20 protein-coding genes are annotated in these 24221 nt (G+C 38.4%); 4 read left to right on the forward strand and 16 right to left on the reverse strand.

The features are described 5' to 3' along the window. Positions 1 to 171: 171 nt before the first annotated feature. Complete coding sequence (locus CXF93_RS00565; protein WP_101060355.1) at positions 172 to 1338, reverse strand: anaerobic sulfatase maturase; 1167 nt, start codon at positions 1336 to 1338, stop codon at positions 172 to 174. A gap of 167 nt (positions 1339 to 1505) precedes the next feature. Here CXF93_RS00565 and CXF93_RS00570 point away from each other — a divergent pair, with 167 nt between their 5' ends. Further along, entirely contained in the window at positions 1506 to 2903 is a 1398-nt protein-coding gene (locus tag CXF93_RS00570) for a DUF1254 domain-containing protein (RefSeq protein WP_101060357.1), read from the forward strand. Between the two features lie 28 nt (positions 2904 to 2931). Continuing rightward, positions 2932 to 4155, forward strand: a complete 1224-nt coding sequence (locus tag CXF93_RS00575) for an OmpP1/FadL family transporter (protein WP_198551553.1) — start codon at positions 2932 to 2934, stop codon at positions 4153 to 4155. A 105-nt stretch (positions 4156 to 4260) separates the two neighbouring features. Here the strand turns inward: CXF93_RS00575 and CXF93_RS00580 are convergent, their stop codons facing one another. The 4 genes from CXF93_RS00580 to CXF93_RS00595 all read right to left on the reverse strand — a co-directional run bounded on the left by CXF93_RS00580 (position 4261) and on the right by CXF93_RS00595 (position 9037). After that, on the reverse strand, positions 4261 to 4917 hold the full coding sequence (locus CXF93_RS00580) for a hypothetical protein (RefSeq protein WP_101060359.1): 657 nt from the start codon (positions 4915 to 4917) through the stop codon (positions 4261 to 4263). 72 nt (positions 4918 to 4989) lie between these two features. Next, positions 4990 to 6528, reverse strand: a complete 1539-nt coding sequence (locus CXF93_RS00585) for a sulfatase-like hydrolase/transferase (protein ID WP_101060361.1) — start codon at positions 6526 to 6528, stop codon at positions 4990 to 4992. A gap of 51 nt (positions 6529 to 6579) precedes the next feature. After that, positions 6580 to 8019, reverse strand: coding sequence for a DUF1254 domain-containing protein (locus tag CXF93_RS00590; protein ID WP_101060363.1), 1440 nt, complete (start codon positions 8017 to 8019; stop codon positions 6580 to 6582). A gap of 112 nt (positions 8020 to 8131) precedes the next feature. Then, positions 8132 to 9037 (reverse strand): LysR family transcriptional regulator, encoded by a 906-nt coding sequence (locus CXF93_RS00595; RefSeq protein WP_101060365.1) that lies wholly within the window; start codon positions 9035 to 9037, stop codon positions 8132 to 8134. A gap of 260 nt (positions 9038 to 9297) precedes the next feature. Here CXF93_RS00595 and CXF93_RS00600 point away from each other — a divergent pair, with 260 nt between their 5' ends. Continuing rightward, positions 9298 to 10149, forward strand: coding sequence for a tetratricopeptide repeat protein (locus CXF93_RS00600; protein ID WP_101060367.1), 852 nt, complete (start codon positions 9298 to 9300; stop codon positions 10147 to 10149). Positions 10150 to 10259: 110 nt separating this feature from the next. Here CXF93_RS00600 and CXF93_RS00605 read toward each other — a convergent pair whose 3' ends face one another. The 11 genes from CXF93_RS00605 to CXF93_RS00655 form a co-directional block, all read right to left on the reverse strand. After that, positions 10260 to 10610: a putative quinol monooxygenase gene (locus CXF93_RS00605; protein ID WP_101060369.1), complete on the reverse strand. Its 351-nt coding sequence runs from the start codon at positions 10608 to 10610 to the stop codon at positions 10260 to 10262. A gap of 156 nt (positions 10611 to 10766) precedes the next feature. Then, on the reverse strand, positions 10767 to 11324 hold the full coding sequence (locus CXF93_RS00610; protein WP_101060371.1) for a YbhB/YbcL family Raf kinase inhibitor-like protein: 558 nt from the start codon (positions 11322 to 11324) through the stop codon (positions 10767 to 10769). A gap of 90 nt (positions 11325 to 11414) precedes the next feature. Next, positions 11415 to 12242, reverse strand: coding sequence for a helix-turn-helix domain-containing protein (locus CXF93_RS00615; protein ID WP_101060373.1), 828 nt, complete (start codon positions 12240 to 12242; stop codon positions 11415 to 11417). Positions 12243 to 12275: 33 nt separating this feature from the next. Then, on the reverse strand, positions 12276 to 12800 hold the full coding sequence (speG, locus tag CXF93_RS00620; RefSeq protein WP_101060375.1) for a spermidine N1-acetyltransferase: 525 nt from the start codon (positions 12798 to 12800) through the stop codon (positions 12276 to 12278). 61 nt (positions 12801 to 12861) lie between these two features. Then, the gene (locus CXF93_RS00625; protein WP_101060377.1) at positions 12862 to 14826 is read right to left on the reverse strand and encodes a hypothetical protein; all 1965 of its coding nucleotides are present in this window, start codon (positions 14824 to 14826) and stop codon (positions 12862 to 12864) included. 165 nt (positions 14827 to 14991) lie between these two features. Continuing rightward, entirely contained in the window at positions 14992 to 16419 is a 1428-nt protein-coding gene (locus CXF93_RS00630; protein WP_101060379.1) for a sulfatase-like hydrolase/transferase, read from the reverse strand. A 153-nt stretch (positions 16420 to 16572) separates the two neighbouring features. Then, a complete protein-coding gene (locus tag CXF93_RS00635; protein WP_101060381.1) occupies positions 16573 to 17565 on the reverse strand; it encodes a linear amide C-N hydrolase in 993 nt (330 codons plus the stop codon). Positions 17566 to 17653: 88 nt separating this feature from the next. Next, the gene (locus CXF93_RS00640; RefSeq protein WP_101060383.1) at positions 17654 to 18550 is read right to left on the reverse strand and encodes a LysR family transcriptional regulator; all 897 of its coding nucleotides are present in this window, start codon (positions 18548 to 18550) and stop codon (positions 17654 to 17656) included. A 347-nt stretch (positions 18551 to 18897) separates the two neighbouring features. Then, positions 18898 to 19440, reverse strand: coding sequence for a hypothetical protein (locus tag CXF93_RS00645; RefSeq protein ID WP_101060385.1), 543 nt, complete (start codon positions 19438 to 19440; stop codon positions 18898 to 18900). Further along, on the reverse strand, positions 19437 to 19949 hold the full coding sequence (locus tag CXF93_RS00650; RefSeq protein WP_157824405.1) for a hypothetical protein: 513 nt from the start codon (positions 19947 to 19949) through the stop codon (positions 19437 to 19439). The genes CXF93_RS00645 and CXF93_RS00650 overlap by 4 nt, the downstream gene beginning before the upstream one ends. Next, positions 19930 to 20778 (reverse strand): transcriptional regulator, encoded by an 849-nt coding sequence (locus CXF93_RS00655; protein WP_157824406.1) that lies wholly within the window; start codon positions 20776 to 20778, stop codon positions 19930 to 19932. Before CXF93_RS00655 ends, CXF93_RS00650 begins: the two co-directional genes overlap by 20 nt. Before the next feature lie 960 nt (positions 20779 to 21738). Between CXF93_RS00655 and CXF93_RS00660 the strand changes: the two genes are divergently transcribed. Further along, positions 21739 to 23976 (forward strand): NADP-dependent isocitrate dehydrogenase, encoded by a 2238-nt coding sequence (locus CXF93_RS00660; RefSeq protein ID WP_101060391.1) that lies wholly within the window; start codon positions 21739 to 21741, stop codon positions 23974 to 23976. Positions 23977 to 24221: the final 245 nt, after the last annotated feature.

Genomic DNA, 24221 nt, shown 5'->3' on the forward strand with positions numbered 1-24221 from the left:
CTTAGACTTGACTTGATTCGTTTCGTAAGTCCCAGATATATAATTAATACCTACTTTTTAGAAACAGCAATTGAACCGCGATCCCACTGATTAAGTGTAAAGTGACTAAGTAAAAGAAAATACACAAGTGGTATCCCTAAACACAGTACACAGCTAATTTAACATCGTTTTTTAAAACATTGGGTAATGAACCGGTGAATCCCCTTGTTTCATCGCATCAACCATTTTTAGCATCATTGGTAATGCGTGTTTAAAAAACACCTCATAACCCTCGCATAAAACGTTATGCTCTTCTCCGTTGCTGGTTTTACGGACTCTATTTTTTGGGCATCCGCCATTACATAATGGTTTAAAATCACAGCGTAAACATTTTTGGCTTAGAGAATCATGTTTATCTTGCCCGAATTTTTTTTGTTCTGCAGAACTAACCATATCCGCTAATAACGCGTTGTCATGATGAATATTACCCACCTTGTAGTCATCGTAACCGTAATGATCACAACTGAATACGTCACCGTTAGACTCCATCATTAATTGTTGCCCGCAAGTATCAGCATGGTGACACATTTGGCTTTGCTGTCCCATCAGGATCATTAAACAATTTTCAAAGAATTGAACATAGATTTCACCAATATCATTAGCTGCCCATTCATCAAACACATCACACAAAAATTGTCCCCATTGCTTGCCTGATAAAGTCCAATCGTAATCAAAACGACGGTCCATTTCATGATCGATACAGGGCTGGAATTGCAAGTATGTGCTGCCATTGTCTTTTAAAAAATTATAAATAGCGTTGCCGTGTTTGTAACTTTTATTATTAATAACCGTAAGAGTATTGAATTCGACGTTATGAGCTTTCAAATGACGTATACCACGCATGGTTCGTTCAAACGAAGAGTTTCCTGATTTATCGATTCTCGCAATATCATTAATGAGCTGAGGACCATCAATACTGATCCCGACCAAAAAATGATGAACAGAAAAAAAGGAGGCCCAACGGTCATTAATTAAGGTGCCATTAGTTTGAATGGTATTTTTAATAGGCGTACTTGAACCTTGCTGCTGCTGTAATTGAATGGCTGATTGGTAAAAATCTAGACCTCTCATCATCGGTTCCCCACCGTGCCAAATAAAATCAATAACAGGCGTTTGGATGGGTTGAGATTGCATATGATTAACGATCATTTTTTCTAATGTCTCGCTATCCATACCTGGCTTTTTTTTATCTTCATTTTTGAGGTAATAGCAGTAGTGACAATCTAAATTACATTTTGCACTTTCAGATTTTATAAACAGACTGTAAGGCGTTGTAGTAGTGACATTAGGCGTAGACATAACATTGATTACCTTGTTTATAAGTCATAAGTTACATCTATTAATTTAATGAATTACATAGTCATAGTCGAATTGCATTTTTTAATAGAGGTTATTCATTCTTACAATTTTCCTTATTTATAAAGAGCCGTTAGTCTGAATTAGTCTTTATTATTTGAGGTGTCACGATGAAAAAAGCGATCATAGCAACCGTAATAGCGAGCAGTTTGTTAAGTAGTACAGTGGTGTTTGCTAATGAATTAACGTCAATTAATCCCCAAGAGGAATTAGCTTATAATTTAGGATTACAGGCCTTTATTTATGGCGCAGGACCATTAACCGTAGCTCAAGTAAGAGCCGCATCAACTAACGTGACGATCCCAATGGATAATGGAGCTGCGCCTTTAAATATGATGGGGAAAACTCTCCGACTTGCAGGACCTGAAGACAAAGTCGTACCAACCGTCAATAATGATACTCTTTACTCTCAATCACACATTAATTTAAATGATACAGGTCCATTGGTTATCGAAATCCCACCAACCAATAATCGTTATTTTATTGTGCAATTGCTTGATGATTATTCTGAAGCGGTAGGAAACCTTATAGAAAACAATGTCGGTAAAAATGGCGGTAAGTTCCTTCTCGTGAATAAGGATTGGAAAGGCGTTAAAGGTGGTATTCCCGATGGTATTGATGGTGTTATTAAGTCAAGAACGCCATTAGTTTGGTACATTCAACGAACGGGTGTGTCAGGCGATAAAGACTTAACTGCCGCACTAAAAGTGCACGATGGCTTTATTAATTACCCATTATCTGAATTTGGACAAGTACATAAACCGGTTAAACTGACTCATGCAAAAACAGGCATTTCTCCAGTCCCTCGCCCTCAAGGGCTGGATTGGTTTAAGTTGATCGACAGTGAATTACGTCATAATCCAATTGCTGCTGATGCGGCGATTGTGGATCAATTCAGATACATTGGTATTGGCGGTGACGAGTCTTTTAATCCGGATAACTTAACCGTTGATCAGAAAAAAGGACTCATGCGAGCATTGAACGCCGCGCCTCAAATCATTCAATACGCGAGTCGTGATTTAGGTATCAAGAATAATGGTTGGTCGATGATGTTCGAGGGCGGTAAATATGGTAATGATTTCCTGAGCCGAGCAAGTATCAACTTCCGTGCAGCAGGATTGAACACCAAAGAGCGCGCGCTGTATCCAAATCGTTATACCGACTCTAAAAATCAACAACTCACAGGGAACAATAACTATCGTATGACAATGACTGCCGATGCACCTGCAAAAGCGTTTTGGTCATTAACTATGTATGATGCGAAAAACCTCTTTATGATACCAAATAGCATTGACCGCTACTCCATATCGACAAATCGTAAAGATGAGCTGACGTACAACAAAGATGGTTCTTTAACGGTATGTATCCAAAACCTTAAACCAACAGATTCGAGCTGTAATTGGTTGCCTGCACCTAAAGATGACTTCTATTTACACATGCGTTTATACGAACCGACACAAGCAGTACTAGATAATTCGTATGCACTTCCTCAAGTGATAAAACAGTAAGTTATTTATCTTTTAAAAGAGTGTATTGATGATAAAAAAAAACCATTCTTTAACCTTATTAAGTTCTGCATTATTACTTTCATTCCAGGCAAATTCAGCCGGTACCTTAGTGCAGGAGATGAGCAAAATGACGGTAAGCACCGCAGGCGCAGGCAGTGCTGTATTGGCTGAGAATGCATCTGTTACGTATTCGAACCCTGCGGGAATGAGTTACATTGAAGGTAATGCACTCAGCATTAATACCGCACTTATGGATCTTAGTATTTATTATAATGATGCGAACAGTCCGAAAGACAGCAGTGGTAATGCCGGAGGCCTTCAGCCCTATGGTTCGCTATATTATGTCCATCAACTTAATGATGATGTGCATCTAGGCATAAGCGTGTCAGCTCAAGGGGGAAGTGCCCTTGATTATGGTCATGATTACGCCGGTGCGTTAACCTTAAATGATCTCAAGTTATCTGTAATTCAATTTAATCCAAGTGCTTCTTATCAAGTAAATGATACGTTATCTATTGGCGCGGGATTGCAAATTGACTATGCCAGTTTTGAAGAAAATATTTTATATGACCAAGGTAATATTGAAACAGACAGTTGGACACTAGGCTACAATTTGGGTGTCATGTATCAGTTGGATAAGAATAACCGCTTGGGTATCGCCTATCGTTCTCGTATGAATCATGATTTAACCGGAGCCATTAATACTGAATCAATGATTGCTCATAAGCCAAGCCACCCCTATATCTCGATCCCTATTCCAGCAATGTCTGGTGAGGCGGGCTTAAACGTTTTAAACCCTCGTCAACTTGAGATTTCAGGTTTGCACCAACTGACTCAGCCATTAAGTCTGGTTTGGAGTTTAGGCTTTGAACAGTGGAGCGGAAACGATTCGACACAAATCTCGATTAATGACAATGATGTATCCCAAATAGAACGTAATTTTGATGATGTATGGACAGGTTCGGTTGGTGCTCGTTATCAATTAACCGCACGGTTACGTTTAGAAACGGGGATTGGCTATGCAACATCGCCATTAGATGTTCCTGAATACCAAGGTGCTGATCTGCCAGTTGACACCCAACATCGCTATAGTGTTGGGGCTACTTATCAATGGACAAAAGATGTCACATTTAATACTTATTACAGCTATGTTGATTATGGCGAACCCGAAATTAATAGCAGCGGTATGACTGGCCAGTTTGATAACGCCAACCAGTTTATTGGTATTACGATGAATATGGCGTTTAAATAACAAATGATACACCGTCAATCTTAAGTTGAATATGCCACTCTAATTTCATTCTTAAAGGCACTTAAAATATATTGCCATTATGTTAATGGCAACATATTTTTATTGTTATATCTTAAATTTATAGGTGATCCATGTTTGTTTATCGGTACTGCCAGTAAAAGTAATGACGTTATTTTTATTTATTTTATATCCCACATTGAATTCGGCATAAAAATCTCTAAATTCTTCACCGTTTAATCCGTATTGATATTGTGGCGAGGCCAGAATAAAGAATTTTTCATTGATATTATATTTTGCATAGACTTGAGTATTAATGAGGTTAGTGTCTTTATATAGATGATTTGACTCCCATGATTTCCCATAGGTTATACCCGCGTAGAGTTTCAATTTATTATTAACGGGAATCACTTGCAGCAGACCAACTGTCGCATAGTTTGAGCTGATGCCCTCCAGGTGATCGTCTTTTCCTGAATCAATATAAATACCGGTGCCCGTTTTTTTATTAGGCGTAAAAATACGAGATCTATAGGTTTCAAAATTATTTGTTCCTTCTATTTTACCCATTGCTGCCCAATCATTTTTACCCACAGAGAATTGCAATGAGCCTCCAAGCCCTTTATCTCCAGCTTTAATATCACCGCCAGTATAAACAGCCATAGGGTCTGACATATCAACGTCATCGTGACGTTGGGATTCATCGTTAGCGCTTGAATAAAAAGGAATCAGTGCAATAAGCAAAAGAGAGTGTGGTAAGTGTTTCATGATAATCCTCAATATAAACATGATGGATAATAGAAGAGGAGCAATAATGCTCCTCTTCTGGTTATTGTTTGATTACTTCACTGAGTTATCTGACATTCCAATGCCACCTGATTTTTGACGCGGTGGGAAGGCTTTCAGAGATTGCTGATATCCAACAATCGATTTTTGTATGGTTGGAACGACCCATGAACGTTCTTTCATCCACAAGAACCAACCATTAGTATCAATGCTGCGCTCGAATGGATCTGCTTTAATATCAAGGATAATACCAAGAGGCCATGCTTTAGCTGGTTCAGTCCATTCCGTTTTTGTTTTCAAGTGGACTTTCCAGTTATCTACACGAACGGCATTTAAACTTTGTTCGTTGTAGAAATAAAATTCATGACGTTTACTTAGTCCTTTCTTGGTTAGCATGTCCATTTGGTTGTAACCATCTAAATGCACTTTATAATTGGTATCCCCTATTTTCGTGCCTTTTAAAAGGTCTTGTTTAACCTTTGTATCACCTGTTGCTGCAGCCATTAGGGTTGGAAGCCAATCTTCAGAAGTCATGAAACCACTGGTGTACTCCCCTTCTGGAATGTGTCCAGGCCAGCTAATCAGCATTGGTACTCGGAAAGCCCCATCCCATGTTGTCCCTTTTTGACCTCGGAATTCTGCACTTCCTGCCATTGGCCAATGATCAAGGTTAATACCATTATCAGCAGTGAACATAATGATGGTGTTGTCAGTTTCACCAAGGGCATCGAGTTTATTCAACAACACCCCAATTTGGTCATCCAATTCTTTTAGTGCGTCGAAATATTCGGTGTGACCACTTGCCCCTAAATACTCATCTTTTACGTGTATTTGTTGATGCATACGTGATGGGTTAAACCACATAAAGAAAGGTTTATCTGGTGTTTTCGTTTCGTGCTGGTCTAACCAATCGGTAGAGAATTTTACAAATTCGTCATCAATGGTTTTCATGCGTTCAGAACCCAGAGGACCTTTATCTTCAATACGTTGTTTTCCAACTACCCCCCAACGAGGCTGCACTGTTTTGTCGTATTTATTGGTGGCAAAGCTGTGAACCATGTTGCGAGGGCGGCCAACAAAATCGGGATCTTTAGGGAAATTGGGTTGCTCTGGCATTTCCATTACATTTAGGTGATATAAGAAACCATAGAACTCATCAAAACCATGTACGGTTGGTAAGAACTTATTGCGATCACCTAAGTGACTTTTCCCGACATGAATAGTGTCGTAGCCTTTCGCTTTAAGCATATCAGCAAGAGTAGGATCTTCTTTTTGTAGGCCTATGTTTGATCCCGGTTGGCCAACCGTCGTTAAGCCGGTTCTAAATGGATATTGACCCGTAATAAACGCGCTTCGGCCTGCCGTTGAACTACCTTGAGCATAATAATCACTCACCATCATGCCGCGTTTGGCAATCCGGTCAATATTAGGGGTTTCAATCGCCCCTAAACCACGGTGATAGGCGGAAATATCCATTGGGCTAACATCATCAACCATGATAGTAATTATGTTTGGTTGAGTTTGAGCCGCATGAGCGCAAAAGGAAGTAACAGCGAGGGCTAAGGCTGTTTTTGCAATGATTTTTGTTTTCATTTCAAAGTACCTATAAGTAAAAAATAATGGTCTCGATAATGGGTCTGCGTTTTACTTCATTGGATTAATTGGGGGCACAGTCCACTTCATATCGAGAATTTCTTGTGAAGGAATATATAAACGTGTAATAACGTAGAAGTTGCCTGTTGAGATTGGTAACCAATTAGTAAACTGCTTGCTGTTACTTGGTTTTTGGTGAGACAACATTAAGTCAAAAGAACCGTCTTTATTTTTCTGAATCGGTGTCTGGTCATTAATGTTAAAACGTTGTATTTCATTACCAATCAGCATTTTTGTTTTTGCGTCATATACGGTGATAGACCAAAATGAATCAACTGGTGGCACTGTTTTAAAATGCATCGAGTATTGACTATGACCAGATAACAATTTTCCTTTTGAGTCAGTATAAGTAATTGGGTACATAGCTTCTTTCGCGCCCTGCCCTCCTAAATAAGGTTGTGCTATCAGTGATCTGAGTGCATTATCATCGCCAAACTGGTCAAGAACAAAAGAGTAATACCAACCATCTTTCATTTTCAAAGTGACAGGATTTGAACTTTGAGCCGAAACTATTTCCTGACCATCTTTAACCGCTTTTTCAAGTTGCAATTTCATCGTAAGGGTTAATTTTGAGCGGTCAAAACCATTTTTACTTAGTCCAATTTTATTGAATTGACCTAACAATGCCTGTTGACGCTTAGGGATAGGATTAACTTTTAGGTAAGCGCCAAGTTCCTCATAAAAACGCAGCGGGTCATTTACTTCTCCCACTTGTGGGGGCAATACTGGTGAGATTAATTCCGCTGGATCTTGCGAGAGATATTTGCTGAGTGGCGTTAACGTGTATTGATCTTGTATAGCATGAACCGTTGGGTAATCTTTTTCACCAAATACTTGAGTACGACCCCATAACCAGACTTTTGTGGTTGGTGCTTCAACTACCGTGATACCTTTAGGTACATCTCCTTGCCAATAAGGTGGCACAATCATGATCTCTTGAGATGTCTCTCCCGTTGCTCGTGTTCCTACGTACTTAAACAAGTTATGCCACATATCAAACATATCGATAACAAAGTAACGATCTTTTACTGTAGGGGTAGAGAGAATCATGGGTTCATTTGAAATATCGACAATTGCACTTGAATATAATGTGTCTCGATTGGCCGTTGGCATGTCCGTATCTTGATCTGTTGGAAGCCGACGAGCATGACCAAAATGATTTAAAGGTGCTCGGTAGCTGGTATCATTTTGAGCTTGAGACATATCCGTATATTGGCGAGCGATCTGTTCCATACGAACGAGTGTCGAACCCCATAAATACGCATTGGTTGCGAGTAAATAACTTTCTTGATCAAGCCAAGTCGTTGCTTGATCGTGCTGTATTTGTAGTGAGGGTGTCGGTACGGGTGATTTAAATTCCTGAGCATTAATACTCAGCGAGCTCATTAAAATACTTGTAACGATGGCGGTAGTAATTTGTTTTTTAAACATCAGCGGCTCCTTCAAATGATAGGAACAGCTTACGTTTTTTGATTAAAAATTATCTCTATACTCTCTATTGCTATTTTTAATAAAGATAGCGTTAGATTATAAAAATAAACAGCTATAGTGTTTTTAAAATACCTTTTATCTCTTTTATTAACCACTCAGTAAGCGGCTGTTTACGATTCATTTGATGACAGAAAAAAGAAATCTTGCGTTGATAGCTTTTTGGTACTAATTCGGGAGGCAGAGATAAGAAACGGAAACCATCTCCAATCGAGTTTTGAAGAGAACACGGCATGATGCCGATATAATCACTCTCCTTCATTAAGTTAGTCATTAAAGAGACATCACTGGTTCTTAAATTAATTTTCTTTTTTAGTTTGAAATGACGAATCAATTGCTCCGCTTTAGAAGGACCGGTAACGCCAGGGATAATGCAAATAGACATGGGATAAGGCAGAAGATTATTGATTGTTGCTTCAGTGAGAGGGTGATCGTTACGAACTACAAATGCAAAGGTATCACTGCCAACTTCTTGCTCCATTAATGTTTTATTGGTCTCCATTGGTAAATAAGTAATACCGAAATGCTGGTGAGAGTTCATCTCAAGTTTTTGGGGGGTATTAATACTCCAATGTGAACATTGCACTGTGAGTTCAGGAGCCAATAAGGTTAACCGCTTAACTAACTGAGAGCCTAATGTAGAGACCAGTGGCGGTGAGAGTAAAAGATGCAGTTCACCATTAAGTTGAGATATATCCCATGCCATATTATCACTATATAACTTATCAAGCTGCCCCAGAATATCGGGGAGTGTTAATAAAATATGCGCACATTTTACAGTTGGTATCAGGTTGTTTTTATCACGAATAAATAATGGATCATCAAATTGGTCTCGTAACTTTTTGAGCATAATGCTGATGGTTGGTTGACTTAAGTTCATTCGCTTTGCCGCTAATACGGTTTGCCTTTCTTCATTTAGAATAATAAGCAGCTTAAGTAAATTTAAATCTTTATAGTGCATTATGTTTCCTTAGAGCCGTCTATTTTTCTGAACCAACATTCGGATGAGAAGCAAGCAAAGCACAATTGATCGCGTTTATAAATAACGATTTACTCATCCTTATAAACGGTGGCCTTGAATATATGCTGATTTTGTTTTTACGACAGTGATCTACATCACACTGATAAGCAGTTATTGCAGACTTGATTATGCTAACTTTATCCCCATATATCTTTCATAAACAATCTTTATACCGACACGCAATTTGATGGAGCTAATCAGTGCAGAATTATATCCTTGACCTTACCAGTGAAAATTTTCAAGAGATCTTGCTACAAGGCAAATACTCACAACCAATCGTCATTGATTTCTGGTCTGAACGCGCACCAGAAAACCAAGTCAGTGCCCGTCTATTAAACATCGCGCAAAGCTTAAATGGCCAAATCATTCTAGCGCGACTTAATTGCGACCGTCATCCTGAACTTGTGCAGCAATTTGGTATTAAGAGTTTACCAACCGTGGCTATTTTTAAAGACGGCAAGCCTGTTGATAGCTTTGTTGGCGAGCAAGAAGAAGCGGCAATCCGTGAGATCATCAACCGTCATTTACCACAACAAGAACAGATTTTATTACAACAAGCACAAATGCTATTAATGGACAGCAAGTTTGCCGAAGCAGTGCCGCTAATGGGCCAAGCTTACGAACTCGCACCTGATAATACTGATATCAAAATTGCTTACGCTCAAGCACTATTGGGTTCACACCAAGTAGAAGCGGCTGAAGCACTGCTCGATACCTTTGCTGAAGAAGAGCAACAAAGTAACCAATATCAGACTTTGCGTTCACATTTGAACACTGCCAAGAAATCAGCTGAGACGCCAGAGATCATTGCGTTAACGACTGCGCATCAAGTAAATCCAGATGACTTACAAATAGCCTATGACCTTGCTATACAGCTGCAGATTGCTAACAAGCATAATGATGCAATGGCACTTTTATACAAGATCTTAACTACCGAGTATGACTTCTTAGAAGGTGGCGCAAGAAAGGTTTATTTAGAATTATTATCAGTAATGACAGATGCAGCCGTTGTGGCTGATTACCGTCGTAAGCTGTATACCTTGATGTATTAATTTCCAGCTTAATCATTTCAGCGAATAAGTTAATCATAAACCTGAGTATCATACTCAGGTTTTTTTTATTGTTTATTGTTTATTGTTTATTGTTTATTCCAATATTCTAGTTATGCATAAACAGGATGATCGTAATGATTACCTTCATCTGTATAAGCCGTTACCATAACGTCAGCAACTAGCCCCGTCTCAGCTTGTACTTGCGTCTCGAAAAAATGTTGGATCTGTTTGCGATTTCCATGTGCAGTCCAAGCTTCGGCATTTTTCCAAATTTCGTTAAAAGCAATTGAATATTCACTATTGGTTGCACTTGGATGGCTAATCTGACGAGTCAGCATATATTGAATACAACCTTCCTCTCGATATGAATCCGGTTCTAATGCTTTCAAAATTTCAAATAACTCATCTTCCTTGCCTGCTTTTGGTTTAAATTGCGCTAAAACGTATACTCGACTTGTCATAATTAAAACTTCCCTTTTGCTTTTATAAACTAAGTTCCAGTCAATAAATTTACACCTAAAACAAACAACGTCAAAGATCTTTTCCGATGATATTAGCAATCAACACTGAAGTCGAATAAGACTGTTAAGTTTTCATAACAGTCTGTTATGAGAAAGCTAATCTCTTTTATATAACGCTTCAATGGTAGTAGAACCAATGGTGTTAGCATTAATCATGTAACCCGCCAGAGCGCCTGAAGCATCAGCCGGTAACTCCAATTTCTCTACCGATAGCGCATGTACTGTAAATTGGTAATGATGAGCCTGGTCTCCAGATGGTGGGCAAACACCACCAAAACCTCGACCACCATAATCATTTTGTACTTGTGAACTACCAACGGGCGCTATATTACTGTTTGTGGCACCCGCTCCCGTTGCGATTTCCGTTACTGTCACCGGGATATTAACAATTTGCCAATGCCACCAACCACTACCTGTCGGCGCATCTGGATCATAAGCCGTGATAGCAAAACTTTTTGTGCCGCTTGGTGCATTAGACCATTTAAGCTGTGGCGATAAATCACCACCAGCGCAACCAAAGCCATTATATACCTGAGCTTTAGCCATCATCTCACCTTGAGCAATATCTTGGCTCGATACAGTAAAAGAGCCAGCCAATGCCGAGGCCGAGATACTAAGTGATAGAACCGTAAGAAGTTTAAGTGTATGACGCATAATAATCCTTATTCACAGCTAATTGATTGAATGCCTATGTTAGTCTTTTTTTTTAAGCTAATTTAGACCAAAAACCATCAATCTTTCGCCCTAACCCGCCATTTTAGTTTTTCGCAACTCAGAAGGGGTTAACCCAAAACGACCCTTAAAACGATCTGTAAAACGTGATTGCGATTGGTAACCACATTTTTCCGCAATCAGACCAATAGCATGATGCGTGGTTTGCAACAAATCTAAACCTAGCCCTAGTCTAGCTTGATCCTTAATTTCTTGCACACTGGTGCCTTCTAATTTCAATTTGCGACGTAACGTAGATTCACTCATTGCCAACTGCTCACAAATATGTTCAATGGTTAGTGTATTAAAACCCTGCGCACAAAACATATCATGCAACCGATTACCAATTTGGGGATTGCCAACCATGGATAAAATTTCTTGATGACCCAGATGACACAATAACGCGATAATTTCTTTTTTACGTAACGACAACACTGGTTTTGGAGCCCACTCAGCACTTTCGACAAATTGCTGTAAACAGATAGCTAATATCGGTGTAGTTTTACCAATATAATAATTTTTCTGATTAAATTCGCTAATTTGCAGACCATCAAAGTCTTGATAATCAAATTCAATTAACAAGGCCAAATATTCTTTATTTTTAGGTATATTGCGGATGGTGATCGTCGAGCTATCGGACAAAAATATAAAATCACCCGCATGACAAATTAATTCACTATCCTTGCCAAGCGCTTTATCGCCGTTAAGAATAACAATTAATAATGGTTTCACAATCGGGACATTTAACAGCTTTTGCTCTTTGACTGAGGAGTACACAGTAAAAGGTAATTCATGCTTTTCGCGAGTGCTATTAACTGTATTTTTAACCGTATTGTTCACTGTATCCAGTAGGTTTTGCATAGTGTCCTATTGCTATCTATGTCTATATTGCGCTTAACGGCTAGGTATTTGCAGATACTTATCTTGCAAAATATACATGCGTTTTACATCTCGATATTGACCGTTAATGAATATCTCTTTGATAAAGTAACCCTCTTCTACAAAGCCGCAATCTTCATACAAATGAATTGCCTTTTCATTTTCTGTTGCTACGACTAAATACACTTTGTGCAAATTCAAGATAGTGAAGGAGTAATCCAATGCTCTATTAATTAACTCTCTAGCGAAGCCTTTACCTTGATGTTCGGTATTAATAATAATTTGGAACTCAGCTCGACGATGAATGTAATCAATTTCGATTAGTTCCACTAAACCTACTAGCTCTTTTTTAGCATTTTCAACCACAAAACGACGTTCGGCATTATCGTGAATGTGCCGATTGTAAAGCTCTTCAAGTTCATCAAATGATTCGTATGGCTCTTCAAACCAATACGACATAATACTGCGATTATTATTTAAATTATGAACAAAGCGCAGATCATTTCGCTCAAGTGCCCGAAGGCGTAATTTATCATTCATACGATAACCTTAATATGTAACATAGACAGCTGCGTTTTAGCTTGTTCACTGTAGCAGATTGTTACAGCGAGTTAACAGAAAAGAAAATCGCTTGTTTAGGAAAATCGGTTCTCGCTTTGTTAAGCTCAATATTGTATTTCGCTATGTAACCCATTTTTTGCAAGCTCAATAGATAAATATAACGATAGTGGCTGTTACTCGCATCTGCTTGCGCTGCTTGACTCAGCAGCAACACACTTTCTTGCAATTTACCTTGTCTGATAAAAAATAATCCAAATGAGAAATGCATTGCTGGTGTGGCTATCTTGTTGTTAATCGCCTTAGCATAAATACTTTGTTCTAAATTTTTCTTCCCTAACTGACGGTATAATTCAGCTAAATTAATGTAAGATCCATCAAAATAGGGGTCGCGCTTAATTGCAGCTAAATACAATGCAATAGCTTTAGCAGGTTCGTTACCTCCTAGCCATTTATCTGCTTGGTTAAGTAACCCCTCCGCGCGCCATAATGACTGGTCTTGCATTATATTAAACTCATCAACAGCCGCGATGAACTGTTTATGCCATCGTTCTGGGATCGGGTTATAAAGTAACTGCTTTACCGCTTCGACTCTAACGGCTTTACGCGGGTCAGTTAGCCGAAGACCAAGATATTTGGCTTTATCTTGTTCCGTTAATAGCGAGCTTATTTTAGTCGCAGCCAGTCGGATCAGTTCTTCCTTTGAATTTAAATAAGGTGTTAATTGCTCCCCTGTTAACTGCGTAAATAATTGTGGCAGCAGCATCAATGTTGCAGCTCGCTTAATAACGGGGAAGTTAATATCGTTTATCACCAACCATAATTTATTATGCTCGCTGAGTTTTCCAGCCCGAGCGAGAGCAAAAGTATGGCTGCTATCTGAACGAGGCGGCACCTCTCCAAATAAACTTTTATAAGCGTTTATCGACCATTGCTTATTTTTATCTGTATGACAGGATAAACACACATCAGGGCTTTGATATGCATGTGCGAGTGGTGCGTTAGGGATGATAAAACTATGATCTCGTCTCGCGTCCACCCCCATGTAAGTTGTTTCTGGCATATGGCAGTCAACGCATTGCGTAGAGTCTGTGCTTCCTTGGTGCTTATTATGCTTGTTTGTGAAGTACTCATCGGCAGAATGACACGATAAACATAAACCATCACCTTGAACTTTTACCTTCATGTTGTGCTTATCATGGCAGTCTAAGCAATTCACTCCTGCTTGAGCCATTTTACTCTGCATAAATGATCCGTAGACATACACTTCATCTTTAATCTGTCCATCGGGATAATAGAAAGGTAGTTCGAGTAAACTGGGGCTGTGCTTATCGAGATAATGCCCTTGCGCACTAAACCCATCGGTTAATGGCTCGCGTAAACTATGGCAAGAAAAACAAGTTTCGATTGTCTGTGTATTTCTCGGTTCACCAATCCACTTAGCGACCTTGCCTGTTGTATCTCGCTGCCACGTACCTGTCGGTTTATTACTCGCAGTATAGTTTGGTGCATGTTCATTATGGCACGATAAACAACCGACATTTATCTCTTTCCACGCGCTATTAAATAAATTGTTATCACTATCAAAGTTACGCTGCAGCTGACTAGAATGGCAATCAGCACACATACCATTCCAATTTTGTAAGGGCTGTTGCCAATGATAACGATTTTCTGTATCGAGCTTATCGGTGACGCCTTGGTTGATATGAAACCAGCGTTGTCCATCTTGCTCTTTGGGTCGAGCATCCCATGAGTAAGGCAGTACTTGTAAATGACCATTTCCAGTGGCTACTAAGTATTGCTGTAATGGGTAATGACCGAAGGTTTTTTCAATTTTAAACTTTCGGTTTATTCCCTGCTCGGTCAATAACGCATAAAAAGTATTTTGCTCTTTTTTTATTGAAAAATGATTATTGTATTGATCAGCATAAGTTTGCGTTAAATCGGCATTGATAGACTCAGAGGAGGGTTCTGACATCGCTTTAGCGTGATCAGATTGGGACCACATTTTTGCTTATTGTTGATGGCAAGATGTACAATCTTGCACCTTGGCATTCACAAATAATGAAATAGCAAATAATGCAATTATTTGTAATATTTTCATCCAATAATCCAATATGAAATGTAAAAGGGGAGCAAACTCCCCTGATTATTTTTGGTAACCGAGTTAGTATTATTCGTAACCTTTGAATTCTTCACCCGGCTGAATATTTCGGTATTCTTTCATGCTGGTTTTTAAATCCACAATACGCTTCATGATTGGTTCCATTACCCACGCATGAGCATACCCTTTATTACCCCAGAGTTCATAAGCTTCCTTCGGGTCATTTTTAATATCGTAAATTTGTGGGAAGGTAAATTTTGTGGCAACAACTGAATGTGTCGATTCAGTCGCCATAAAGTGCGCTTTAATATTTTTCCACTTCACTGCAAATAATTCATCACCAACAAAAACAATAAAGTGGTCTCGATTTGATTTAGCTTGCTTACCGAGAAAGAAATCTTTTTGGTCAACACCATCAATAGGACGATCTTTAGGTACTAAATTATTTGCCCCAGCAAAACTCGCAATGGTGGTGTACATATCGATATCACCGACGATCTCATCCGATACTCGACCAGCTTTAATTTTATTCGGGTAGCGGATCATCGCCGGAGTCCGTAAACCACCTTCATAGGCAGTGCTTAAACCGCCACGCCATGGGCCATTTGAACCACCACCGCCATCCTCTCCTACAGCAAGACTGCCTTGTGGGAAATTACCTGCACCATTATCACCACTTAAAATAACCAGCGTATTATCAGCAATGCCTGCCTCTTCAATCGCGTTTAATACTAAACCAATGTTGTGATCTACTTCCAGTTGAGTGTCAGCATAAATGCCTGCTTTTGATGCATTAGTAAAATCGGGGTGCACAGTAAAAGGCGGATGAAAATGTGTAAATCCAACATAACTAAAGAAAGGTTTACCTGATTTTGCTTGTTTTTTAATATTGGCAATCGCGCGTTCAGTTATTTCACGATCCAATGTTGTTTTAGCTGGGATATCAAATGTTTTCACTTTTTTTGCATCTTTACCTTTATAACCTTCATAGATATAAGGCGTTGAAGCAACAGCAGGATCCCATTGAGGCGTGGTCGTATAGCTCGCTGCATTAGTACCTTCTTGAGTCCCCCAAAAATAATCATACCCTTGATAATTTGGTAGTTTTTTAATATTTGCGCCTACATGCCATTTACCAAAAAGCGTTGTATGGTAGCCAGCATCCGACAACAACTCTGGTAGGGTATACTCCCAATTAGCGAGACCATCTGGTTCTCCTGGGGCAGGTACTTTTTGATTACCGGTACGGATAGGCAGACGACCTGTATGCAAAGCCGAACGCGTCGGAGTACATTGATTCTGTACGTTAAAATTAGTGAGTCGAAGACCTTGATTGGCAAAGTCATCGATATTAGGTGTCTGGATCGTACTACCTTGAATACTGAGATCTCCAGCGCCCCAGTTATCAACCAATAGATAGATAATATTGGGCTTTTCAGCTGCTATTACATTAGCGGATATTGCTATACAGCTGGCGAGTAAAAGCGTCTTGAACATAATATGCCCTATATTTAAGTGAAGAATGAATTAGACTCATGACTATAGACAACACCGAAAAATAAGCATGCCATCAATAATATATAGACCTAATACTAACGAATCCCCACGAAATTGAAGAATATTAATGTTTATAGCGATTGACTCAGTAGACTATATTAATGGTGCAATCGCATTCACCGTCAATGGCTGTCTAAAATCTTTACCCATTAATTCATATACATTAAATTTAATCGTATTCCAGTTCTCACCAAAATTATATTCCATGACACTGTCACCGGTTTCTAAACTTTGTGATAACGTCCACTCAGTAGCATAACCAGACATGCCGTTGCCAAAGTCTTTATAAGGCGCATCGGTTGGTACCCTAAATGGCACACTGGCAATTTTCATCAAGCCATTCTGTATGCTAGTCGGTTCAGTTAGTTTACTTTTATAATAACTGGCGTGAATAAAACGACTTTCAGCACTGGCATTACCTTTCGAACCAAAATTAGTATTGCGGTCAGCATTTGTCCATGACGGCTGATATTTTTCACGACTATCGATATGGGTTTGTAACGACGGATCATTGGTCATTACCATCGCAGATTCACCACGATAAATTTTCAAGCCCGAGTCATCCAACTCGATCACTGCCCGATCGCCTGATTTATCGGTAATCGACCAATGCAATTTAATATCCATTGGCATACCCGCCAGTTTTAGCTTTTGTATTTTAAGCTGGGGTAATGCATTAACGGCTTGCTCAACAGAAGCATAATTAGCCAGCAAATATTCACCGACGGTAAATTGCGATATGGCATCATCACTACTCTTATCCTGTAGTGTCATTGGTGTATAATACAGCGCGTTCATTTGTAAACCTTCGCTATTTACCCCGTCATGCACCAGTTCACCATAAGCTAAAACAGCAACAATATCATACTTAACGCGGTACTCATTACCATGACCAGCACCTTGCAGAGAACGTACGCTGCCTTTGTTAATATTACCTAATATGGGATTAGTTGATTCTACCCAATCGTTAGTCCGCGAGGTAAAAACACCTTGTTCAGTATTCCAAGCAATAGAGGTACAAGCTTGAGCAATACTTGCAGAGGTTAACGCGGCAAATAGGGAAATTTTGATAGCATTCTTTTTCATGGTATTTCCTGCATCCAGTAAATGAAGTTACAGAATACAAGAAAATTCAGAGCAGTTTAAATCACATTTGATGGATTAAACCCTCACATCAAATACTGTACTTTTGCGATAACTGCGCGAGTAACGCCATAATTCGGCCACGTACAGGCCCTTGCTTAGATTGGTGTGTAGTCCAAATAGCAAGTGGGAAACGCACTGTCGTATTCACTTCTTTGACATGAAATTCAGTCAATTTTTTATCTGCCAGTAATTCACTTACAGCATGCTTAGGAACTAAAGCCCAACCCTCTCCCGAAGCTAATAGAGTAAGAAACACACTCATATTTTCAATTCGTTGCACATGATTAGAAACAGTGACCATTTTATCTATGCCTGCACTAAAATAATCTTCCAACATTAACTGGCGATACTTTTTAAGTTCATTGATGGTGATTTTTTTGTTTTCAAACAGCGCGGAGTTAGATGCCGCACATAAACAAAATGGCATGCTGGCTAAATAAACATACTCATGAGCTGAAATGGATTTAGTATCATGAATAAAGACAACGCCTAAGTCTGCCTCTCCAGTCCCTAACGCTTGTTTCACTTCCTGATTATTCCGATGTAACCAATGCACATTGACGTCTTTAAACTCTACTCTTAATGCCATCATGACATCTGCGATTAACTGCATCGGCACTAAATCACTGTGGTAAATGGTAATATCCGTTTCTATTCCCAATTCCATACTCTGACAAATATGCTCAAAAGACTGGGTATATTCAGCCAAATTTTTAGCATGAGTATACAAGGAGGTTCCTGCATCGGTGAGGACTGGAAACTTGCCTGTACGGTCAAACAATACCAAATTTGTTTCTATCTCAAGGTTATTAATCACCTGACCTAAAGTAGTTCGATGTCTATTTAACTGTCTTGCCGCTGCGCTAAAAGAGCCCAATTCTGCAACGCTGACGAAGGCTCTTATCTGTTCATAACTAATATTCATCTGAGGACTCAATCATTCATAGGCATGTTTAACTGTACCGTAATTGCGTTTTATAGTGAAGTAACTCAAGGCTGTAAACGAATAGATGTGTAGCCTGCCAGTCAATTGCAAGTAATTATAAACTGCGAGCAAACATAACGATGCGATAGTGTCATTATTGTAGTTTAAGATATTAAGCGTTGAATCTGAGGTCTTAGACTGCGGTGCAAGAAAAGTGTATTTAGAATTATTAGCCATGATGACAGATGTGGCTCTCATCGCAGATTAATCAGAGCATTACACATATAAATGAAGTTTGATATCTTAATGATCAGGGCTTTTTTTTATTTGAAACTGTCGCAAGCGATTCAAAGCGATTCTTCTAGCATCATATTCCACGCAGTCATCGTCCTGAATATGCCATCAAAACCCAAAGATGATATTTTCCACTGAGTATCACTCCAATAATGGTGGATATCGACATTCTGATTAAGTTGCATCATACGAATGAAATACTTAGCACCTGAAGTTGAACGAGGATAAATCAGTAATCGTTTACCTATAATGCATTTTATTGCAAACTTTACATTACTATTTTGTATTAAATATACATCAGAGTAATTTTTAGTCTGTAATTCTCTCTCACAATAGTACTGATAAATCCCGCCTTTAATAAATAAACCCGGTTCAACATTATTATCAAAAATCCTGAGATAAGGAGTGATAATCGACGTTTTATTAATATTAAACATAGCATTATCTATTTCAATGGTAGGACCCCAAGCAATGGTTGGTTCTCCTTCCCCAAACTGCCAACGGTTTAATTTCATACTTTTAGCAACCGGTGCTAAGAGTATTAATAACAATAAAAAAAACATTTTATAGACTATATCATGTCGTGCTAAGTTCATGACACAAACTCTCTTCCTGAATTATTTTTAAAACAATAAAGACCTATTTTTTTATTTCTAAAGCATAAACTACCACGATTATTATTGACTAGATCTATTATCATTTCATTCCCATATCCTAAATCACGTCCTATAGAATACATAGAAATCAGCCTACATCTTTCATTATATGAATCCATTAGCAAACTGCCGTCATAAATCATTATATTTTTGGATAAAAAATCTTGTGAATATTTATAGTTCATTTTCATTTTTAATTTATCACAACCATTGATTGAAATATTATATTTTATAGATAATATTTCTGGCGTAATATTCATAACTATTTTGCTATTAAAAGTAGAATCTACATTTACTTGAATTGTCGAATAATTACCAAGTTCTAATTTATAATAAGAATACCAAGTTGAAAGTAAAAATGCAGAGTATCCAATACTTAATAAAGAAAATAAGTATAATATAGCTTCCTGTTTATACCTTACTTTTATATTAAGCTTCACGTTCATCATTTCTGTCACATTGAATTCGAGTCGTTATAATTCCAGTCCAACCATCAGCAGTCTTATCCCATAAAAACATTCTATTATTATCAAATCCCATCATACTATCTTCAATTGTAAATTCATTTGATTTCTCCAACATATTATTTTCATCATGATATATAGACTTAATGCGAGTGGATATATTCGTATGCATATGATCATACGAATGGAAAACGATAAAAGCAGTAATCACAAATGAGATAATAAAAACACACAACGAGATTAGTAATCTAGGGTTAACAATGCTATATTTAGCCACACATTTGGTGATCTTAATAAAAAAAAGATTTGAATTCTGTTTGTTAATAAATTTTGATTTTATTGCTTCACTTTTAGCTTCATCTACTTGGTTAACATTAATTTTTACTTGTGTTTTGTCATCAATATTTAATGGCTTAGTTAAATCTATAATCTTGCATTCTTTAGTGAGTACATATCCTAAACGAGGTTGAGTAAAGATTAAATTATCGATACCAAATAGGCGAAGTTTTTTTCTTAACGTAGATACGACTTGGGTCAAACTACGTGAAGAATCTGAAATAATACGCCCCTTCCATAAAACGGATTCGCACCTTTCTCTCGTCGCCTGTCTCTCTTTTAATAAAAGAAAAAAAAGCTCACCTTCTATAGCGGTAAGACTGCATTCTATTAAGCTTGCGTTATCACCACTTTGTTCCGTAATATTTAATCTGTAAGGTGTATTGAATACGTTCAGTATTACAGATTTATATGTCAGTCTAAATTCTAACACTATCCTAAAAAGCTCATATAAAACCCCTATAACTGCAATTCCCAAAAAAATCTAAAAATACTAATGATGAAATTAATATCAGCTCATGCCAATATGAGAATTGTCACACAAATTGAACAATTACTCTACATTAAGAGCTCATAGCAATATAAAATAAAGATAAACAAGGTTAAATGGGAATAAAAAGCCTACCAAGCATACACATAGATCAGCAATGGAACAAAATATAAAATTAACCTAATATTTTCTAGCCCATGCTAAGGTAACTTCAATACAGCGTTATATATGTGACTTTTTATGTCTTATTTTTATTGAATTACCACATCCAACACACCTGTAAGTACCACTATAAAAAATCTTCTGGAACCACGTTCTATTTACTCTAACTATTCGTGAATTATTACAACATTTCATATCTAAAAACGATTCTCAATATCATTGAGACATCCTTGTATCTCATTAAAATCATTTCACACCAACAACGCTAACTAATAAATGATCGGTGTACTAAATGATCAATTAACAGATATCCATAATACAAATTAAATACAGATACCTACCATTAAGAAAGGTTAAGAAAGGTTAAAGAAAGTTAATGCGTGCGGAAGATAAACATGGCGATAAGTTTTTGCCTTAATTTACAAATTAACGCAAGCCACTGAATGTGTAGCCTACCAGTTAACAATTAGTTACTAGAAACCACTGAAATAGTTACAGAAAGCATTTTAAAATAGCGAAATAGAGACAAAGTACAGCCTCACAAATCGTGACAAAGTGGTATGATTTCAAGTGTTTTGACGTAAAACAAGATTGACGATAGGATTTTTATGATACTATAGGGATAGTAGATACGGAACATCTGCTAGGATAACAGCTGTTGCGATTTCTGCAACCTAGCTATAACATTTATCAATCCCCCTAGGATCTACGCTTATTTTAAGACACTAGATCAGATGTTCCGAATATTTAGCAGGGGGACCATATGCTAGTAATCCAGGGAATAACATGTCTGAAGAAAATTCAAAGATTATTTATACATTAACGGACGAAGCACCGTTATTGGCGACTTACTCACTGCTACCAATCGTGGAAAAATTCACTTCAGCAGCAGGCATTGATGTTGTAAAAAGTGATATTTCGGTTGCAGCTCGAATTATAGCCGAATTTCCAGAGTATTTGAGCGAAGAACAACAGTTACCTGATAACCTCAGCGAACTTGGTCGTCTGACACAAGATTCAAACACTAACATTATTAAACTGCCTAACATCAGTGCATCAGTACCACAGCTACAAGCAGCGATTAGTGAATTGCAATCTCAAGGTTTCAACATTCCAAACCTGCCAGAAAACCCACAGACTGATGAAGGAAAAGCGCTTTTACAACGCTATTCTAAAGCCCTAGGTAGTGCGGTAAACCCAGTACTTCGTGAAGGCAATTCAGATCGTCGTGCACCAAAAGCAGTTAAAAATTTCGCCCGTAAACACCCGCACTCAATGGGTAAATGGAGCCAAGCATCACAAACTCACGTTGCACATATGCGTGAAGGTGACTTCTACCACGGCGAAAAATCTATCACGCTAGACCGCGCACGTAATGTAAGAATGGAACTGCTTACAGAAACTGGTGAAACTATCGTACTTAAAGAAAAAATTGCACTGCTCGATGGCGAAATTATCGATAGCATGTACATGAGTAAAACCGCGCTTTGTGATTTTTACGAACAAGAAATGCAAGATGCTTACGAAACCGGCATGATGTTTTCGCTACACGTAAAAGCGACCATGATGAAAGTATCTCATCCGATTGTATTTGGTCACGCGGTTAGAATTTTCTACAAAGATGCGTTTGCAAAACATGATGAACTATTCAAAAAACTTGGCGTAAATGTAAATAACGGTTTATCCAACCTTTACGAAAAAATCGCTGATTTACCAAGTTCACAACGTGAAGAAATTCGTCGTGATTTACACGCATGTCACGCTAATCGCCCAGAACTAGCGATGGTTGATTCAGATAAAGGTATTTCGAATCTACACGCGCCAAACGATGTGATCGTAGATGCATCTATGCCTGCGATGATCCGTAGTGGTGGTAAAATGTGGGGCGCAGATGGTCGTCCAAAAGACACTAAAGCGGTGATCCCAGAATCAACGTTTGCCCGTATTTACCAAGAAATAATAGCATTCTGTAAAACCAACGGCGCATTTGATCCTGTGACTATGGGTAGCGTGCCAAACGTTGGCCTAATGGCACAGAAAGCTGAAGAATACGGTTCACACGATAAAACATTCGAAGCACCAGCAACCGGTGAAGCACGTATCGTAGATATCGATACGGGTGAAGTACTCATGATTCAGAACGTTGAGAAAGACGATATCTGGCGCATGTGCCAAGTTAAAGATGCACCAATCCGCGACTGGGTTAAATTATCTGTAGAGCGCGCAAGAGATTCAGATACTCCGGTTGTATTCTGGCTTGATCGTTACCGTCCGCATGAAAATGAACTGATTACTAAGGTGAACGAATACCTTAAAGATCATAATACTGAAGGTCTAGACATTCAGATCATGTCACAAGTACGTGCGATGCGTTACACACTAGAACGTGTTGTACGTGGCCTCGATACCATTTCAGCAACGGGTAACATTCTACGTGATTACCTGACTGACCTATTCCCAATTATGGAATTAGGCACAAGTGCTAAAATGTTATCTATCGTGCCATTAATGGCAGGCGGTGGTTTGTTTGAAACCGGTGCCGGTGGTTCAGCACCGAAACACGTGCAACAACTTGTTGAAGAAAACCATTTACGTTGGGACTCACTCGGTGAATTCCTCGCGATAACGGTTTCTTTAGAATCGGTTGCCAAGAAATCAGGCAGCATTAAAGCTAAAGTACTAGCAACAACACTGGATAAAGCAACTGAAATGCTACTTGATAACGGTAAATCACCATCACGCCGTACAGGTGAGCTAGATAACCGTGGTAGTCATTTCTATCTATCTCTGTACTGGGCTAAATGCATCTCAGAACAAACAGAAGATGCTGAGCTAGCAGCGCAATTTGCACCACTTGCAGCAAGCCTTGCTGCCAATGAACTGCAAATTGTTGAAGAGCTAAACTCAGCTCAAGGCAAAGCGGTGGATATTGGTGGTTACTTCAACGCAGACCCTGCGAAGATAGAAGCAATCATGCGCCCAAGTACAACATTCAATGCATTATTAAATGTTGCGCTTAGTTAAAATAAATAAATCAATAAACCATTGATTTAATACCAAAGCCGCAATGGATCTGTCTGTTGCGGTTTTTTATGCCTATTCGCAAATTATAAACCTATGCCACCATAAAATCCTTCATATTCAGTTACAATCTGACGAGTATTTCATTTACATTTCTACAGAATTCTCTTAATGTCAGTGAACACCTGCGCTTTATTTTTAATAATCGTGATTTACACTTACAAAAGCCAGCTGACAATAACGTAAAC

Origin of the sequence: Moritella sp. Urea-trap-13 (assembly GCF_002836355.1) — a bacterium.
Classification (GTDB): domain Bacteria; phylum Pseudomonadota; class Gammaproteobacteria; order Enterobacterales; family Moritellaceae; genus Moritella.